18 protein-coding genes are annotated in these 17,458 nt (G+C 71.0%); 16 read left to right on the top strand and 2 right to left on the bottom strand.

Translation table 11 applies throughout. The features are described from left to right. Positions 1-21: 21 nt before the first annotated feature. From AC1DYN_RS02245 to AC1DYN_RS02255, 3 genes are read left to right on the top strand one after another with little or no spacing between them, the layout of a single operon-like run. Positions 22-1,779, top strand: coding sequence for a M61 family metallopeptidase (locus tag AC1DYN_RS02245; protein ID WP_477957470.1), 1,758 nt, complete (start codon positions 22-24; stop codon positions 1,777-1,779). After that, positions 1,764-2,849: a DUF3108 domain-containing protein gene (locus AC1DYN_RS02250; RefSeq protein ID WP_477957471.1), complete on the top strand. Its 1,086-nt coding sequence runs from the start codon at positions 1,764-1,766 to the stop codon at positions 2,847-2,849. The genes AC1DYN_RS02245 and AC1DYN_RS02250 overlap by 16 nt, the downstream gene beginning before the upstream one ends. A 52-nt stretch (positions 2,850-2,901) precedes the next feature. Further along, positions 2,902-3,690, top strand: a complete 789-nt coding sequence (locus AC1DYN_RS02255; RefSeq protein WP_477957472.1) for an enoyl-CoA hydratase — start codon at positions 2,902-2,904, stop codon at positions 3,688-3,690. A gap of 26 nt (positions 3,691-3,716) precedes the next feature. On the opposite strand, the gene AC1DYN_RS02260 is transcribed toward AC1DYN_RS02255, so the two are convergent. Beyond that, positions 3,717-4,415 carry a class I SAM-dependent methyltransferase gene (locus tag AC1DYN_RS02260; protein ID WP_477957473.1) on the bottom strand — a complete coding sequence of 233 codons (699 nt, stop codon included), beginning with the start codon at positions 4,413-4,415 and terminating at the stop codon, positions 3,717-3,719. Positions 4,416-4,450: 35 nt separating this feature from the next. Further along, a complete protein-coding gene (gene lysS, locus AC1DYN_RS02265) occupies positions 4,451-5,956 on the bottom strand; it encodes a lysine--tRNA ligase (RefSeq protein WP_477957474.1) in 1,506 nt (501 codons plus the stop codon). Positions 5,957-6,076: 120 nt separating this feature from the next. Here lysS and AC1DYN_RS02270 point away from each other — a divergent pair, with 120 nt between their 5' ends. The 13 genes from AC1DYN_RS02270 to AC1DYN_RS02330 all read left to right on the top strand — a co-directional run bounded on the left by AC1DYN_RS02270 (position 6,077) and on the right by AC1DYN_RS02330 (position 17,458). Then, on the top strand, positions 6,077-7,135 hold the full coding sequence (locus tag AC1DYN_RS02270) for a Gfo/Idh/MocA family protein (protein ID WP_477957475.1): 1,059 nt from the start codon (positions 6,077-6,079) through the stop codon (positions 7,133-7,135). A 13-nt stretch (positions 7,136-7,148) separates the two neighbouring features. Continuing rightward, positions 7,149-7,730: an acyltransferase gene (locus tag AC1DYN_RS02275; protein WP_477957476.1), complete on the top strand. Its 582-nt coding sequence runs from the start codon at positions 7,149-7,151 to the stop codon at positions 7,728-7,730. Beyond that, positions 7,727-8,818: a DegT/DnrJ/EryC1/StrS family aminotransferase gene (locus AC1DYN_RS02280; RefSeq protein WP_477957477.1), complete on the top strand. Its 1,092-nt coding sequence runs from the start codon at positions 7,727-7,729 to the stop codon at positions 8,816-8,818. The genes AC1DYN_RS02275 and AC1DYN_RS02280 overlap by 4 nt, the downstream gene beginning before the upstream one ends. Continuing rightward, a complete protein-coding gene (locus AC1DYN_RS02285) occupies positions 8,815-10,074 on the top strand; it encodes a lipopolysaccharide biosynthesis protein (RefSeq protein WP_477957478.1) in 1,260 nt (419 codons plus the stop codon). Before AC1DYN_RS02280 ends, AC1DYN_RS02285 begins: the two co-directional genes overlap by 4 nt. Continuing rightward, positions 10,071-10,820 carry a class I SAM-dependent methyltransferase gene (locus AC1DYN_RS02290; protein WP_477957479.1) on the top strand — a complete coding sequence of 250 codons (750 nt, stop codon included), beginning with the start codon at positions 10,071-10,073 and terminating at the stop codon, positions 10,818-10,820. Before AC1DYN_RS02285 ends, AC1DYN_RS02290 begins: the two co-directional genes overlap by 4 nt. Then, positions 10,817-11,887 carry a glycosyltransferase gene (locus AC1DYN_RS02295; RefSeq protein ID WP_477957480.1) on the top strand — a complete coding sequence of 357 codons (1,071 nt, stop codon included), beginning with the start codon at positions 10,817-10,819 and terminating at the stop codon, positions 11,885-11,887. Before AC1DYN_RS02290 ends, AC1DYN_RS02295 begins: the two co-directional genes overlap by 4 nt. Then, positions 11,884-13,002 carry a glycosyltransferase family 4 protein gene (locus AC1DYN_RS02300; protein WP_477957481.1) on the top strand — a complete coding sequence of 373 codons (1,119 nt, stop codon included), beginning with the start codon at positions 11,884-11,886 and terminating at the stop codon, positions 13,000-13,002. The genes AC1DYN_RS02295 and AC1DYN_RS02300 overlap by 4 nt, the downstream gene beginning before the upstream one ends. Further along, positions 12,999-14,237 carry a glycosyltransferase family 4 protein gene (locus AC1DYN_RS02305; RefSeq protein ID WP_477957482.1) on the top strand — a complete coding sequence of 413 codons (1,239 nt, stop codon included), beginning with the start codon at positions 12,999-13,001 and terminating at the stop codon, positions 14,235-14,237. The genes AC1DYN_RS02300 and AC1DYN_RS02305 overlap by 4 nt, the downstream gene beginning before the upstream one ends. After that, entirely contained in the window at positions 14,234-14,920 is a 687-nt protein-coding gene (locus AC1DYN_RS02310; protein ID WP_477957483.1) for a class I SAM-dependent methyltransferase, read from the top strand. The genes AC1DYN_RS02305 and AC1DYN_RS02310 overlap by 4 nt, the downstream gene beginning before the upstream one ends. 66 nt (positions 14,921-14,986) lie before the next feature. After that, the gene (locus AC1DYN_RS02315) at positions 14,987-15,235 is read left to right on the top strand and encodes a FitA-like ribbon-helix-helix domain-containing protein (protein WP_477957484.1); all 249 of its coding nucleotides are present in this window, start codon (positions 14,987-14,989) and stop codon (positions 15,233-15,235) included. After that, on the top strand, positions 15,220-15,681 hold the full coding sequence (locus tag AC1DYN_RS02320) for a type II toxin-antitoxin system VapC family toxin (protein ID WP_477957485.1): 462 nt from the start codon (positions 15,220-15,222) through the stop codon (positions 15,679-15,681). The genes AC1DYN_RS02315 and AC1DYN_RS02320 overlap by 16 nt, the downstream gene beginning before the upstream one ends. Then, positions 15,678-16,853: a DegT/DnrJ/EryC1/StrS family aminotransferase gene (locus AC1DYN_RS02325; protein WP_477957486.1), complete on the top strand. Its 1,176-nt coding sequence runs from the start codon at positions 15,678-15,680 to the stop codon at positions 16,851-16,853. Before AC1DYN_RS02320 ends, AC1DYN_RS02325 begins: the two co-directional genes overlap by 4 nt. An 8-nt stretch (positions 16,854-16,861) precedes the next feature. After that, positions 16,862-17,458 (top strand): sugar transferase, encoded by a 597-nt coding sequence (locus AC1DYN_RS02330; protein WP_477957487.1) that lies wholly within the window; start codon positions 16,862-16,864, stop codon positions 17,456-17,458.

Below are 17,458 nucleotides of genomic sequence, written 5' to 3' on the forward strand. Positions count from 1 at the left end.
TTGCCCCTTGCCGGCCTGACCATGATTTCCTACCGCCTCGAGATTGCCGACCTGCACGCCCACCAGTTCCTCGTGACGCTGACCGTGCCGCAACCGGCCGCGCAGCAGCGCGTCAGCCTGCCGGCGTGGATTCCCGGCAGCTACCTGCTGCGCGAGTTCGCGCGCCACCTGTCGCAGCTGCAGGCGCGCCAGGGCACGCGCGAGGTGCCGCTGCGCCAGCTCGACAAGGCCAGCTGGGTCGCCGAGTGCGACGGCCGCGGCGCGCTGACCGTCAGCTACCGGGTCTATGCCTTCGACGCCTCGGTGCGCACCGCCTGGCTCGACGCGCAGCGCGGCTTCTTCAACGGCACCAGCACCTTCCTGCGGGTCGAAGGCCGCGAGGCCGAGCCGCACCAGCTCGAGCTGCGCGGGCTGCCCAAGGGCTGGCGCGCGGGCACCTCGCTGCCGGCGCTGAAGACCGATGCGCGCGGCCAGGGCCGCTACCAGGCGGGCGACTACGACGAGCTGGTCGACCACCCGGTGGAGCTGGGCGACTTCTGGCGCGGCGAGTTCAAGGCCGCCGGCGTGCCGCACGAGTTCATCGTCGCCGGGGCGCTGCCCGATTTCGACGGCGAGCGGCTGCTGGCCGATGCGCGCCGCATCTGCGAGGCCGAGATCGCGTTCTGGCACGGCCGCAAGAAGCCGCACTTCAAGCGCTATGTGTTCATGCTGAACGCGGTGGACGACGGCTACGGCGGGCTGGAGCACCGGGCGAGCACCGCGCTGATCGCCGCCCGGCGCGACCTTCCGCAGCGCGGCAAACCCGGCACCGAGCTGAGCGACGGCTACGTGACCCTGCTCGGCCTGATCAGCCACGAGTATTTCCACACCTGGAACGTCAAGCGGCTGCGCCCGGCCGAGTTCGCGCGCTACGACTACACGCAGGAGAACTACACCGAGCTGCTGTGGTTCTTCGAGGGCTTCACCTCGTACTACGACGACCTGCTGCTGCTGCGTGCCGGGCTGGTCGACGAGGGCCGCTACCTCAAGCTGCTGGCCAAGACGGTGACCGGCGTGCTGGCGGCGCCGGGACGCCGGGTGCAGAGCGTCGCGCAGGCGAGCTTCGACGCCTGGGTCAAGTACTACCGCGGCGACGAGAACACGCCCAACGCGACCATCAGCTACTACACCAAGGGCTCGCTGGTGGCGCTGGCGCTCGACCTGACGCTGCGCGGCCGCGGCCAGGGTTCGCTCGACGACGTGATGCGCGCGCTGTGGGCACGCAGCGACGGCGGGCCGATCGCCGAGGCCGACATCGCCGCGGTGCTGCACGAGGTCGGCGGTCGCTCGATGGCGGGCGAGCTGCAGGCCTGGGTGCACGGCACGGACGAGCTGCCCCTGAAGGCCTTGCTGCAGCGCGCCGGCGTGCACTGGTCGCAGCAGGCGCCGACGATGGCGCAGCGCCTGGGCCTGCGCGTGTCGGAAAGCCCGCTCACCGGCATCAAGGTGAGCCACGTGCTGCGCGGTGGCGCGGCCGAAGCGGCCGGGCTGGCGGCCGGCGACGAGTTGCTCGGCGTCGACGACTGGCGCGTGCGCCGGCTCGACGACCTGCCGCGCCTGCTGCCGGCCGATGGCCGCGTGACGCTGCTGGTGTCGCGCGACCAGCGCCTGCTGCACCTGCCGCTGGTGGCGGGAGAGGCGGCCGACAGCGGCACCGTGACGCTGGCGCCGGCGGCGCCCGGCACCGACAAGTCCGCCGTTGCCGCGCATGCGCTGCGGCAGGCATGGCTGCGCGGCTGAGCGGCACGCGGTTCGCGGCGCCGCGGCGCCGGCTGGCGTGGCTGGCCCTGGTGCTGGGCGTGGTCGGGGTGCACGGCTGCGTGACGCGCGCCGTGGCCGATCGCATGACGGCGTTCTCGGTGCAGCCGATGCCACCGCGGATGCAGGTGGCGTATGTGCGCGAGCTGGAGCCGACCGTGCCGGTGAAGCCGGCGCCTGCACCGGCACCGAAGCGTGTCGAGCCGGCCGCCCGCGCCGCGGCCCCGGCGGCGTCGGCGGTGGTGCCGCCCGAGCCGACGCCTGTGCCCGAGCCGCCGCCCGAGGTGGTGGCCCAGGCCGAGCCGGAGCCACCGCCCGCACCGGCCAGCGCCGCGTCCGAGCCCTCGCCGGCGGCGGCCGATGCCGCGGCATCGGCCCCGGCCGCCTTCGAATGGCCCGGCTCGACCCGACTGAGCTACGTGCTGACCGGCAACTTCCGCGGCCCCGTCGACGGCGAGGCGCAGGTCGAATGGATCCGCGACGGCAACCGCTACCAGGTGCACGTCGACGTGGTCATCGGCCTGTCGTTCGCGCCGACCGCGTCGCGCCGCCTCAGCAGCGAAGGCGAGCTGACGGCCGACGGCCTCTCCCCGCAGCGCTACGACCAGCTGACGCGCGCGATCCTGCGCGACGACCAGCGCGTCGCGATGCAGTTCCTGCCGGATGCGGTGGTGCTGGCGAACGGCCAGCGGCGCATTCGCTGGCCGGGCGTGCAGGACACCGCCAGCCAGTTCGTGCAGCTGACCTGGCTGTTCACGACCCGGCCCGAGCTGCTGCGCACCGGCAGCACGGTCGAGATCCCGCTCGCGCTGCCGTTCAAGGTGGAGACCTGGCCCTACGACGTGCTGGAGGAGGAGGTGCTGTACACGCCGTTCGGCGAGGTGCCGTCCTTCCACGTGAAGCCGCGCCGGCAGCCGCGCGGCGGCGACCTGGTCCCCGAGATGTGGATCGCGCCCGGCATGCGCTACCTGCCGCTGCGCATCCGCATCCACCAGGATGCCGACACCTGGGTCGACCTGATGATCAAGCGCAAGCCGGAAATCGCATCCTGACGGGCTTGCCTACACTGCGGCCATTGACGATCCATCGAAGGAGACGATTCCCATGAGCTACCAGTGCATCCTGACCGACGTCCAGGGCAACGGCCCGCTGCGCATCGGCATCGTGACGCTGAACCGGCCCAAGCAGCTGAACGCGCTGAACGACACGCTGATGGACGAGCTGGGCGCGGCGCTGAAGGCCTTCGATGCCGATGAGACCATCGGCTGCATGGTGATCACCGGCAGCGAGAAGGCCTTCGCGGCCGGCGCCGACATCGCCGCGATGGCCCCCTGGAGCTTCATGGACGTCTACAAGGGCGACTTCATCACGCGCAACTGGGAGACGATCCGCAGCGTGCGCAAGCCGGTGATCGCCGCGGTGGGCGGCTTCGCGCTGGGTGGCGGCTGCGAGCTGGCGATGATGTGCGACTTCATCATCGCGGCCGACACCGCGAAGTTCGGCCAGCCCGAGATCAAGCTCGGCATCATCCCCGGGGCCGGCGGCACGCAGCGCCTGCCGCGCGCGATCGGCAAGGCGAAGGCGATGGACATGGTGCTGACCGGCCGCATGATGGACGCGGCCGAGGCCGAGCGTGCGGGCCTGGTGTCGCGCGTGGTGCCGGCGGCCGAGCTGCTGGGCGTTGCGCTGGCGGCCGCGCAGACCATCTGCGAGCTGGGCGGGCCGAGCGTGATGATGGCCAAGGAAGCCGTGAACCGCGCCTTCGAAGGGCCGCTGGCCGACGGCATCCAGTTCGAGCGGCGCATGTTCCACGCGCTGTTCGCGACCGAAGACCAGAAGGAAGGCATGGACGCCTTCCTCGCCAAGCGCAAGCCGGTGTTCAAGCACCGCTAGACCGTAGCCCGGATGCCAATCCGGGATCAGTGCCTGCGATAGACGAGCAGCCGACCCTTGTACGAAGCGTGCGTGGCATCCGCCACCTGCTGCAGCCGCTCCTCCTGCAGCGAGAACCCCATCCCTGCCATCTCGCGCGTGAACGCCGCGCGATTTCCGCGGTTCGGGTCGACGATCCACACCTCGGCGCGCGGCCCGGCATGGCGGCCGATGAAGCCCGCCAGCAGGCCGCCGTCGTCGCGCTCGTACAGGATGTCGCTGCCGATCACCAGGTCGAAGCGGCCGCTGAGCACCTGCTCGTCCTGCGGCACCGGCGGCAGCAGGTCGTCGGCCGATTCCGACCATTGCCCGTGCCGGTAGGCCATCGGCAGCAGGCCGTTGAGGCGCAGGTTCTCCGCCAGGAAGCTGGCGGCGAGCGGGTGGCAGTCGCTCGCGGTCACGTCCGACCCGCGGCGGTGGCTGACCAGGCTGGCAAGCGCCAGGCCGCAGCCGATCTCGAGGATGCGTTCGCCCGGCAGCATCGTGCGCACCGCCATGCGCTGCGCCAGCTGCAGCCCCGACGGCCACAGCAGCCCGAACAGCGGCCAGGCCGCCGACGAGATGCCCTGGCCGAGGGCCAGGTCGTGCGGATCGGAGAACTGCTGGCGGTCCAGCAACGAGCGAATCTGCAGGTCGGCGACGCCGTCGATGGCGATGTGCTCGTGTTTGACCAAGTATCCAGGCATCGCGCAGTGTAGGCGCGATGCCGCGGATGCGCCGCTCAGCTCTCCTTGCGCAGCGAAGGGAACAGGATCACGTCGCGGATGCTCGGGCTGTCGGTRATCAGCATCATCAGSCGGTCGATGCCGATGCCGCARCCRCCKGYSGGCGGCATGCCGTATTCCAGSGCGCGGATGWAGTCGGCGTCRTAGWACATCGCCTCCTCGTCGCCGGCCTCCTTGTTGGCCGCCTGGGCCAGGAAGCGCGCCGCCTGGTCCTCGGCGTCGTTCAGCTCGGAGAAGCCGTTCGCATACTCGCGCCCGGTGATGAAGAGCTCGAAGCGCTCGGTGATGGCCGGGTTGCTGTCGGAGGCGCGCGCCAGCGGCGACACCTCGACCGGGTAGTCGATGATGAAGGTGGGTTGCCACAGCTGCTCTTCGACGACCGCCTCGAACAGGCCGAACTGCAGCTCGGGCAGCTTCCAGTGCGCCGGGGCTTCCTCGCCCAGCGCCTTCAGCTTTGCGCGCAGCACGCCGGCATCGCCCGCCTCGGCCTCGCCGAGCCCGGCATGGGCCACCAGCGAATCGCGCACCGTCAGGCGCGTGAACGGCTTGTCCAGGTCGACCGGCTTGCCGGCGTAGGTGATGCTGGCCGAGCCGGTGGCCTGGCGCGCCGCGTGGCGCAGCACGCCTTCGGTGAAGTCCATCAGGTCGTGGTGGTTCCACCACGCCGCATAGAACTCCATCATCGTGAACTCGGGGTTGTGGCGCACCGAGATGCCTTCGTTGCGGAAGCTGCGGTTGATCTCGAACACGCGCTCGAAGCCGCCGACGATCAGCCGCTTCAGGTACAGCTCGGGCGCGATGCGCAGGAACATGTCCTGCGCCAGCGCGTTGTGGTGTGTGACGAAGGGCTTGGCGTTGGCACCGCCCGGGATCGGGTGCAGCATCGGCGTCTCGACCTCCATGAAGCCGTGCTCCACCATGAAGTGGCGGATCGAGCTCAGCGCCTTGCTGCGCGCGGCGAAGCGGGCGCGGGCCTCCTCGTCGGTGATCAGGTCGACGTAGCGCTGGCGGTACTTCTGCTCCTGGTCGGTCATGCCGTGGAACTTGTCCGGCAGCGGACGCAGGCTCTTGGTCAGCAGGCGCAGCGTGGTCACGCGCACCGACAGCTCGCCGGTCTTGGTCTTGAAGAGGGTACCCTCGGCGCCGAGGATGTCGCCCAGGTCCCAGTGCTTGAACGCGGCGTACACCTCGTCGCCCAGCGCGTCCTTGGTGACGAACAGCTGGATGCGGCCGGTGCTGTCCTGCAGCGTCGCGAAGCTCGCCTTGCCCATCATGCGCTTGAGCATCATCCGCCCGCCCAGGCTGACGACGACGGCCTGCGGCTCCAGTTCCTCGTTCGGTAGCTCGCCGTACTTGCGGACCAGGTCGAGCGCGTGCTGCTTCGGCTTGAAATCGTTCGGGAACGCGACGCCTTGCTGGCGGATGGCGGCGAGCTTCTCGCGCCGTTCGGCGATCAGCTGGTTCTCGTCGACGGGGGGCTGGGGCGGGTTGTTCTGGGTCATGGGGGTTCGGGAAATGCGCCGCAATTTTAGGCGGACGGGCCCGCGCCCGCGGCAGCGGCCCCGCCGCGGCGAATAAAATCGCACGTTTGCCCGCCCGGGCAGCCGTTTCCCGAGACCCCCATGCCGACACCGTCCATCATCCGAGACCGCAAGCTGCGCCTGGCGCTGGTGGGCTGCGGCCGCATCGCGCAGAACCACTTCGCGGCGCTCAAGCAGCACGCCGACCGCGCCGAATGGGTCGCCGTCTGCGACAACCAGCCCGAGCTGCTGGCCAAGGCGGTCGAGCTGACCGGCGCCAAGGGCTTTGCCTCGCTCGACGCGCTGCTGGCCGACAGTGACGCCGACCTGGTGGTGCTGGCCACGCCCAGCGGGCTGCACCCGCGCCAGGCGATCAAGGTCGCGCAGGCCGGCCGCCACGTGCTGAGCGAGAAGCCGATGGCCACCAAGTGGGACGAGGGCGTGGCGATGGTGCGCGCCTGCCGCGACGCCGGCGTCAAGCTGTTCGTCGTCAAGCAGAACCGGCTCAACGCGACGCTGCAGCTGGTCAAGCGCGCGGTCGACCAGGGCCGCTTCGGCAAGCTGGCGATGGTGACGGTCAACGTGTTCTGGACCCGGCCGCAGGCCTACTACGACGCGGCGCCGTGGCGCGGCCGCTGGGACATGGACGGCGGCGCCTTCATGAACCAGGCCAGCCACTACGTCGACATGGTCGACTGGCTGGTCGGCCCGGTCGACAACGTGCACGCCTACACCGCGACGCTGTCGCGCAACATCGAGGCCGAGGACACCGGCGTGATGAGCCTGCGGCTGCGCAACGGCGCGCTGGCCTCGATCAACGTGACGATGCTGACGCACAACAAGAACTTCGAAGGCAGCATCACGATCCTCGGCGAGCGCGGCACGGTGCGCGTCGGCGGCGTGGCGGTCAACAAGATCGAGCACTGGGAGTTCGACGCGCCGCACGCCGACGACGCCAAGGTGGCCGACGCCAGCTATGGCGTGACCTCGGTCTACGGCCCCGGCCACCCGCTGTACTACGACAACGTGATCAACACGCTGCGCGGCGAGGCGCATGCCGAGGTCGACGGCTACGAAGGGCTGCGCTCGCTCGAGGTGCTGATCGCGGGCTACCGCTCGGCGCGCGACGGCGTGCGGGTCGGCCTGCCGCTGGTCTTTTGAGCCGGACGTCCCGATGATCCACGCCTCGGCCATCGTCGACGACGGCGCGCAGCTCGGCGCCGGCACCCGCGTCTGGCACTTCGCCCACGTCTGCGCCGGCGCGCGCATCGGCGACGGCTGCTCGCTCGGCCAGGGCGTCTACGTCGGCAACGACGTGGCGATCGGCCACAACGTGAAGATCCAGAACAACGTCTCGGTGTACGACGCGGTGACGCTGGAGGACGACGTGTTCTGCGGCCCGAGCATGGTCTTCACCAACGTCTACAACCCGCGCTCGGCGGTCGCGCGCAAGAACGAATACCGCCGCACGCTGGTGCGCCGCGGCGCGACGCTGGGCGCCAACTGCACCATCGTCTGCGGCCACACGGTGGGCCGCTACGCCTTCGTCGGCGCCGGCGCGGTGGTCAACCGCGACGTGCCGGATTTCGCGTTGATGGTCGGCGTGCCGGCGCGCCAGGTCGGCTGGATGAGCCGGCACGGCGAGCGGCTCGACCTGCCGCTGGCCGGCGACGGCGAAGCGCTGTGCCCGGCCACCGGCGAGCGTTACGTGCTGCGCAACGCGGTGTGCCAACCTGCAGAGGAAGTTCAAGCATGAGCGCCAAGCTCGAATTCATCGACCTGAAGACGCAGTACGCCGCGCTGAAGGACCGCATCGCCGAGCGCATGCAGCGCGTGCTGGACCATGGCCAGTACATCATGGGCCCCGAGGTCAAGGAGCTGGAAGAACAGCTCGCCGCCTACACCGGCGCGCGCCACTGCATCACGGTGGCCAGCGGCACCGAGGCGCTGCTGATCGCGCTGATGGCACTCGACCTGAAGCCCGGCGACGAGGTCGTGACGACGCCGTTCACCTTCGCGGCCACCGCCGAGATGATCGTGCTGCTGGGCGGCGTGCCGGTGTTCGTCGACATCGAGCCCGACACCTGCAACATCGACGTGTCGCAGCTCGAGGCGCGCATCACGCCGCGCACCCGCGCCATCATGCCGGTGAGCCTGTACGGCCAGGCGGCCGACATGGACGAGATCAACGCGATCGCGCAGCGCCACGGGTTGCCGGTGATCGAGGACGCGGCGCAGAGCTTCGGGGCCGACTACGAAGGCCGCAAGAGCTGCAACCTGAGCACCTTCGGCTGCACCAGCTTCTTCCCGAGCAAGCCGCTCGGCTGCTACGGCGACGGCGGTGCGATCTTCACCAGCGACGACCGCCTGGCCCAGGCCTGCCGCGAGATCCGCGTGCACGGCCAGAGCGCGCGCTACACCCACACCCGCGTGGGCGTCGGCGGCCGCATGGACACGCTGCAGTGCGCCATCGTGCTGGCCAAGCTGGAGCGCTTCGACTGGGAGATCGCGCAGCGCCTGGCGATCGGCGCGCGCTACGACGAGATGCTGTCGGGCAAGCTGCCGGTGGTCGCGCAGCGGCCCGGGCGCAACAGCGTGTTCGCGCAGTACACCGTGTTCGTCGACGACCGCGCCGCGGTGCAGGCGAAGCTGGCAGCGCAGGGCATCCCGACCGCCGTGCACTACCCGCTGCCGATCAACCAGCAGCCGGCCTACCGGGCCTGGCAGGTGCCGGGCGGCACGCCGAACGCCGAGCGCGCCGCCGCGCGCGTGATGAGCCTGCCGATGAGCGCCGACCTGAGCCTCGCCGACCAGCAGCGGGTGGTGCACGCCCTGCTCGCATGACGGCACCGGGCCACGCGGGGTCGGGCTCGGCGCGGCACGTGCTGACGCTGCTGACCGGCACCGGGCTGGCCCAGGTGATCGCGCTGGCGGCGAGCCCGCTGCTGTCGCGGCTGTTCGCGCCGGAAGACTTCGGCGTGTTCGCGCTGTTCCAGAGCGTGGTGGCCGTGCTGGCCATCCTGGCCACCGGCCGCTACGAGCTGGCGGTGGTGCTGCCCGAATCGGACGACGACGGCTGGCAGCTGCTGCTGCTGGCGCTGCTGATCGCGCTCGGCGTGACCCTGCTGTGCCTGGTGGTCGTCGCGCTGGCCGGCCGCTGGCTGGCGGCCGAGGCCGGCCATGCCACGCTCGCGCCCTGGCTGTACCTGCTGCCGCTGTCGGTGGCGCTGACCGCGGCGGTGAACACCTTGGGGTGCTGGGCCAACCGGCGCCGGCAGTACCGGCAACTGGCCGGCAACCGCGTCGTGCAAAGCGGCGGCGGGGTCGCGGCGACGCTGGGCCTGGGGGCGGCCGGCTGGGCCGCGCCGGGGCTGCTGCTGGGCGGTGCCGTCGGCCAGGCGCTGTCGGCCGGGCTGCTCGGCTGGCAGGCGCGCGGCGACCTGCGGCCGGCCCGGGCGACGCGCCTGCGTGCGCTGGCGCGGCAGTACCGCAACTTCCCGCGCATCAACCTGCCGCATGCACTGCTCGATGCCTTGCAGGCGAGTGCCTTGCTGGCGGTGATGGGGGCCGCCTTCGGCAGCCAGGTGCTGGGCTGGTATGCGTTCGCGCTGCGCATCGCGCGCACGCCGCTCGCGATGCTGGGCGCATCGGTCGGCCAGGTGTTCCAGCAGCGCGCGGCGCAGGTGTGGAACGAGGGCGGCGACCTGGCGGGCCTCGCGCGGCGCACGACCGGCCGGCTCGCGCTGTTCGCGTTGCCGTTCGCGCTGCTGATGCTGTTCGCGCCGGCGCTGTTCGCCTGGGCCTTCGGTGCCGAGTGGCGCGAGGCGGGCGTGCAGGCGCGCATCCTCGCGCCGTGGATGCTGCTGAACTTCCTGACCTCGCCCCTGTCGCAGCTGCCGCTGGTCGTCGGTCAGCAGGGCAGGGCGCTGGCCTTCGGCGTGGCCTACCAGGTGTCGATGCTGCTGCCCTATGTGCTGGCCTGGGTGCTGCGCTGGGACATCGCGACGGCCCTGGCGCTGCAGTCGGCGGCGTCCTGCGTCGTGCTGCTGGCCTATGGCGCATGGCTGCACCGGCTGGCGGCCACGAGGCGGATCGCATGAGCCCGGTCAGCTTCTGGAGCGAGCGCGTGCGGCGCTACGGGCACACCGGTTGGTCCGATGCCGCGACCTACGCCTACGACCAGCGGCTGCGGCTGAAGGCCGTCGGCTGGCTGCTGAAGCCGGTGCACAGCGCGCTCGACTACGGCTGCGGCGTCGGCGACTTCTGCGCGCTGCTGGCCACCTGCGCGCAGCGCGTGGTCGGGCACGACCTGTCGCGCGAGGCGCTGCTGCGCGCGGCGCGGCAGCATCCGTCGACGGCGATCCGCTACGAGCCGATCGCGCAGGCGGTGTGGTCGCAGCGCYACGACCTGATCCTCAGCATCACGGTGCTGCAGCACGTGGTCGACGATGGCGAGCTGCAGGCCCTGCTGGAACGCTGTGCCGACGCGCTGCAGCCGGGGGGCCGGATGATCGTGCTGGAAACGCTGGCCGACGAGACACGCGATGGCGGCTACCTGAAGCGGCGCACGCAGGCCGAACTGGTCGACGCGTTTGCGCGGGCGGGCCTGTCGCTGCAGTCGCGGCGCGGCTTCTACCACCCCACCGAATGCCCGACGCCCGCCTTCCTGGCCTACCGCAAGCGGCTTGCGGTGCGGCTGCTGTCGCGCCTGGCGGGCTGGAAAGTGCCCGGCGCGCAGCCGCTGCTGGCGCGCATCGCGCACGCCGCGGCTGATGCCGACACCGAGTTCCTGGCCCAGCCGGCGTCGCCGACCCAGCTGCTGGTCTTCGCCAGGAGATCGGCATGACGGGTGCGCCGGTGCTGATGGTCGGCAGCGCGTCGATCCATGTCGCCCGGGTGGTGCGCGGCCTGTGCGAGGCCGGCCAGCCGGTCGTGCTGGCCACGCATGGCGAACTGGCGATCGAGCCGCACCCGCTGCTGCTCGACGTCGCGCAGGTCGACTTCTCGGTGGCCCGGCTCGACACGCCGTACCGGCTGCGCCGCCTGGTGCGGCGCTGGTCGCCGCGCGTGCTGCATGCGCAGCAGGCCAACAGCGTCGGCTGGCATGCGGCGCGCGCGGTGCGCGGCACGGGCGTGCCGCTGCTGCTGACGCTGTGGGGTTCGGACGTGCTGACGTTGCCGTCGCGCAGCGCCTTCCACCGCTGGATGGTGCGCCAGGCCTTGCTGGGCGCGCAGGCCTGGACGGCCGATGCGCAGGTCTTGCTGGCAGCCGCCCGCGAGCTGGCCGGCGACGGTCCATTGCGCGAATGGATCCCGCTCGGCATCGCCGAGCCGCCGGCGTTGCCCGGCGTGGTGGCCGAGCGCCGCATCCTGTCGTGCCGGCTGCACAAGCCGCTGTACCGCATCGACGCGATCCTGCAGGCCTTCGCGCGGCTGCCGCAGCGCTGCGCCGGCTGGACGCTCGAGGTGGCGGCGGCCGGCCCGCAGACCGACGAGCTGCGCCGCATGGCCGGCACGCTGGGCATCGCCCCGCGCGTCGAATTCACCGGCCTGCTCGACGCGCAGTCGCTGGCCCGCAGCTACCGCCGAGCGGCCCTGTTCGCGAGCGTGCCCGAATCGGACGGCACCTCGGTCAGCCTGCTCGAGGCGATGGCCGCCGGCTGCCTGCCGGTGCTGAGCGACCTGCCGGCCAACCGCGAGTGGGTGACCGAGGGCCACAACGGTTTCCTGGTCGGCGACCTGGCGAGGCTGGACGACGTGCTGCTGCGCGCGATCGACACCTGGGAGAGCGGCACCTGGGCCCGCGACGGCCAGCCGTTCAACCGCCAGCTGATCCGCGACAAGGCGATGTTCTCGGGCAACATCCGGCAGTTCCTGCAACTCTACGACCGCCTGCGCAGGCCAGAGCCATGACCCCCACGCTGCCCCGCATCGTGCACCTGACGACCGTGCACCCGCGCGACGACATCCGCATCTTCCGCAAGGAATGCCGCTCGCTCGCGCGCGCCGGCTACGACGTGATCCAGGTGGTCGGCGACGGCCTCGGCGACGCGCAGGCCGACGGCGTGCGCATCGTCGACATCGGTGCGCCGCCGGCCGGCCGCATCGCCCGCATGCGGCGCCAGCCGCGGCTCGCGCTGCGCCGCGTGCTGGACCTGCAGCCGGCGCTGGTGCACTTCCACGACCCCGAGCTGCTGCCGGTGGGCGCCGCGCTGGCGCGCCGCGGCATCGTCGCGGTGTACGACGCACACGAGGACGTGCCGCGCCAGATCCTGACCAAGCAGTGGATCCCGGCGGCGCTGCGCACGCCGCTGTCGCACGCGTTCGAGCGCTACGAGAACTGGCGCGTGCGCCAGCTGTCGGGCGTGGTCGGCGCGACGCCGCACATCACCGAGCGCTTCGCGCCGCTGGCCCGGCGCACGGCCAACGTCAGCAACTTCCCGTTCCTCGACGAGCTGGCCCCGGCCGGCACCGCCTTGCCGAAGGAGAACGCGGTCTGCTACGTCGGCGGCATCACCCGCACGCGCGGCGCGCACGAAATGCTTCTCGCGCTGCCGCAGGTGCCGGGCGTGCGGCTGCTGCTGTGCGGGCGCTTCGAGGATGCGGCGCTCGAGGCCGAGCTGCGCGCGCTGCCCGGCTGGGCCCAAGTCGACTACCTGGGGCAGGTGGGCCGCGAGCAGGTGCGCGACGTGATGGCGCGCTCGTTCGCCGGGCTGGTCACGCTGCAGCCGATGCCGAGCTACCTCGACGCGCTGCCGATCAAGATGTTCGAATACATGTCGGCCGAGTTGCCGGTGATCGCGTCCAACTTTCCGCAGTGGCGCGCCATCGTCGAGGCGCATGGCTGCGGCGTCTGCGTCAATCCGCTCGACCCGCATGCGATCGCCGATGCGATCCGGTTGCTGCGCGATGCGCCCGACCGGGTGCGCGAGATGGGCCGCGCCGGACAGCGCGCGGTCAACGAGGTGTTCAACTGGCCGCAGGCGGAACGCGCGCTGCTGGCCTTCTACGGCGAGCTGTTGCGTTGAACATCCTGTTGATCAACCACTACGCCGGCTCGCCGCGCCACGGCATGGAGTTCCGGCCGTACTACCTGGCGCGCGAATGGGTGCGCGCCGGGCACCGGGTGCAGGTGGTCGCGGCGTCGCAATCGCACGTGCGCAGCCGGCAGCCCGAGGTCGGCGCACAGCCGCTCGACGAGACGATCGACGGCATCGCCTACCGCTGGCTGCCGGCGCCGCGCTACCAAGGCAACGGCATCGGCCGGCTGCGCAACATCGCGGCCTTCCTGTGGCGGCTGTGGCGCGAGACGCCGGCGCTGGTCGAGCGCTTCCGGCCCGACGTCGTCATCGCCTCCAGCACCTACCCGATGGACGTCTGGGTCGCGCGCCGCATCGCGCGGCGTGCGAAGGCGACGCTGGTGTTCGAGGTGCACGATCTGTGGCCGCTGTCGCCGATCGAGCTGTCGGGCATGTCGCCGCGGCATCCGTTCGCGCGGCTGTGCCAGAAGGCCGAGGACGACGCCTACCGCGATGCCGACGTCGTGGTGTCGATGCTGCCGAAGGTGGCGGGCCACATGGGTGCGCACGGGCTGGACCTGCGCAAGCTGCACATCGTGCCGAACGGCATTTCGCCGGACGACTGGGCGGGCGAGACGGCGCCGCTGGATGCGGCGATCGCCGCGCATGTCGCGGCACAGCGGGCGCTGGGCCGCACGGTCGTCGGCTATGCCGGCTCGCACGGGTTGCCGAATGCGCTCGACGTGCTGCTGGATGCGGCGGGGTTGATGAAGGACGAGCCGGTGGCCTTCGTGCTCGTCGGCGACGGGATGGAAAAGTCGCGGCTCGCACAACGCGTGGCCGCCGAAGGCCTGGACAAGGTCGCACTGTTCCCGCCGGTGCCGAAGGCGCAGATCCCGGCGCTGCTGGGGGGGGTCGACATCGCCTGGATCGGCTGGCAGCGCACGCCGATCTACCGCTTCGGCATCGCACCGAACAAGCTGATGGACTACATGATGGCGGGCCGCGCGGTGCTGCACTCGGTGGAGGCGGGCAACGACCCGGTGGCCGAGGCAGGCTGCGGCGTGACGGTGGCGCCCGAGGATGCGCCGGCGGTGGTGCGGGGCCTGCACGAGCTGCTGGCGGCCGGTGCGCCGGCGCGGCAGGCGATGGGCGAACGGGGGCGTGCCTTCGTGCAGGCCCATCACACCTATCCGGTGCTGGCGCAGCGATTCATCGATGCCGTGCAGGGAGCCGCGCGATGACCGAGCCGCAGCAGGTGGCCGAGCGCTACGCGCGTCGCCGCGTCGGCGACCGCTACAGCCTGCTGCGGCCGGAGGTGTGGCAGATGGTGCATGAGCGGCAGCGCGCGATGCTGAAGCTGTTCGCGCGGGCCGGGGTGCATGACCTGTCGGCGCTGCGGCTGCTGGAGGTCGGCTGCGGCCAGGGCGGCAACCTGCTCGAACTGCTGCGCCTGGGCTTTGCGCCCGAGCACCTGGCCGGCATCGAGTTGCTGCCCGAGCGACTGGCGCAGGCACGCCGCTGCCTGCCGGCGGCGCTCGTGCTGCACGAAGGCGACGCGCTGCAGGCGCCGGTCGCCGATGCATCGCAGGACATCGTCTTCGTCGCCACGGTGTTCTCGTCGCTGCTGGACGACGCGTTCCAGCAGCAACTGGCCGCCGCGATGTGGCGCTGGGTCAAGCCGGGCGGTGCGGTGCTGTGGTACGACTTCACCGTCGACAACCCGCGCAATCCGGACGTGCGCGGCGTGCCGCTGGCGCGGGTGCGCGAGCTGTTCCCGCACGGCCGCATCGACCCGCGCCGCATCACGCTGGCGCCGCCGCTGGCGCGGGCAGTCTGCCGCCTGGGGGCCGGGTTGTATCCGGTGTTCAACGCGTTGCCGCTGCTGCGCACGCATGTGCTGGCATGGGTGGAGAAACCCGGCTGAGAGAGGGATGCTAGCAGTGCATTCACTGATTACAATGACGTCTCCCGCTTCAAAGAGGAGTGCTCGATGGCCACATTGATGATTCGCAGCATGAGCGAGCGCGTCAAGGCCGAGTTGCGCATCCTCGCCGCACGGCGTGGCGTCTCGATGGAGCAGCAGGCGAGGGACATCATCGAGCAGGCGGTGCTCGGGCCGGCGCCCGATGAGCCGTTTGCCCAACGCATCCAGCAACGGTTCGCGAAAGTGGCGGTGGACGAATTGCCGGTGCCGCCGAGGCAGGCGCCACGGCTGCCGCCGAAATGGAGTGGCAAGTGAGTGGTGGACGAATCATCCTGGACACGAACGTTCTGTCCGAGTTGATGCGACCGCGAGCGGATTCGCAGGTGCTCGCATGGTTCGCGGCACAGGGAAGCAAAGCCAGGTTTCTGGTCACGGCCATCACTCAGGCCGAAATCCTGCTGGGCATCTCGCTGCTGCCGGCCGGCAAGAAGCGCACCGGCCTGGTTGATGTAGCCCATCAGATGTTTGCCCAGGAGTTTCAGGGGGCGAACCTGGCCTTCGACGAACACGTTGCGCAGGACTACGCGGCCATTGTTTCGACGCGCCGCCGCCGCGGGGCACCGATCTCGGTGGAAGATGCACAGATCGCCGCCATCGCCACGCACCATCGCCTGCCGCTGGCCACACGCAACACCAAGGACTTCGACCATCTCCCAGGTCTGGTCCTGATCAACCCTTGGGACACGGCTGTCACCTCATGAGTTCTCCCGATCCGGCCAAGCTGCCTTTCCTCCCCTTCGCCCTGCCCGAGATCGGCGACGAGGAGATCGCCGAAGTCGTCGACACGCTGAAATCCGGCTGGGTCACGACCGGCCCGAAGACGCGGCGCTTCGAGGAGGACTTCACCGCCTTCCTCGGCGACGCGTCCCTGCAGTCGATGGCGGTCAACTCGGCGACGGCCGGCCTGCACCTGGCGCTCGAGGCGCTGGGCATCGGCCCGGGCGACGAGGTCATCACGACCACGGCCACCTTCACCGCCACTGCCGAGGTGGTGCGCTACCTCGGCGCCGACGTGGTGCTGGTCGACATCGACCCGGCCACGCTGTGCATCGACGTGGCGGCGGTCGAGGCGGCGATCACGCCGCGCACCAAGGCCGTCATCCCGGTGCACTACGCCGGGCTCGCCGCCGACATGCCCGCGCTGCTGGCGCTGGCGAAAAAGCACGGGCTGAAGGTGGTCGAGGACGCGGCGCACGCGCTGCCGACCACGGTGGGCGGCCAGCTCGTCGGCACGCTGGCGTCCGACGTCACGGTGTTCAGCTTCTACGCCAACAAGACCATCACCACCGGCGAAGGCGGCATGGTCGTCACGCGCGATCCCGAACTCGCCAGGCGCATCAAGGTGATGCGCCTGCACGGCATGAGCCGCGATGCCTTCGATCGCTTCACGGCCAAGGTGCCGAGCTGGTACTACGAGATCGTCGCGCCGGGCTTCAAGTACAACCTCACCGACATCGCGTCGGCGCTCGGCATCCACCAGCTCAAGCGCGCGCGCGCCTTCCAGCAGCGGCGCACGGAGCTCGCGGCGCTCTACGCCGAAGCGCTGGCGGGTTTGCCGGTGGTGCTGCCGCCGCAGCCGCCGACCGGCGAGCAGCACGCCTGGCACTTGTACGTGCTGCGCCTGGCCGACGGCGCGAAGGTGACGCGCGACGTGCTGATCGAGCGGCTGTTCGCCGCCGGCATCGGCTGCAGCGTGCACTACATCCCGCTGCATCTGCAGCCGTACTGGCGCGATCGCTACGCGCTGAAGCCGGAACAGTTTCCAAGGTCGCAGCTCGCGTACGAGCGCATGCTGAGCCTGCCGTTGTACACGCGCATGGGCGACGACGATGTGCGGCGCGTCGCCGACGTGATCCGCGCGACCCTCGCGTGACCGGGCAAATGGCCAAGCGCGCCTTCGACCTGTTGCTGTCGGCCGCCGGGCTGCTCTTGCTGTCACCGTTCCTGCTCGGGATTGCTCTGTGGATCAAGCTGGATTCGCCGGGGCCGGTGTTCTTCCGCCAGGAACGGGTCGGCCGCCACGGCCGGCGCTTCCTCATCCACAAGTTCCGCACGATGCGCCATGCGCCGCACGAGCATGGCGCACAGATCACCGTCGGTGCCGATGCGCGCATCACGCGTGCCGGCCAGGCGCTGCGGCGCCGCAAGCTCGACGAGCTGCCGCAGCTGATCGACGTGCTGGCGGGCACGATGAGCCTGGTCGGGCCGCGGCCCGAGGTGCCGCGCTATGTCGCGCTGTACCCTGCGGCGCTGCGCGACAAGGTGCTGAGCGTGCGCCCGGGCATCACCGATCCCGCCTCCATCGAGTTCCGCGATGAGAGCGAGCTGCTCGCGCGCGCCGGTGACCCGGAGCGCGTCTACATCGAGCAGGTCATGCCCGCCAAGCTGCGCCGCGCGGCGGACTATGTCGACCGCATGTCGATCCGCACCGACCTGCACCTGATCGGGTTGACCTTGCGCCGCCTGCTGCTGCGCTGA

The sequence above is a fragment of the Rhizobacter sp. P2_D12 genome, assembly GCF_056404395.1.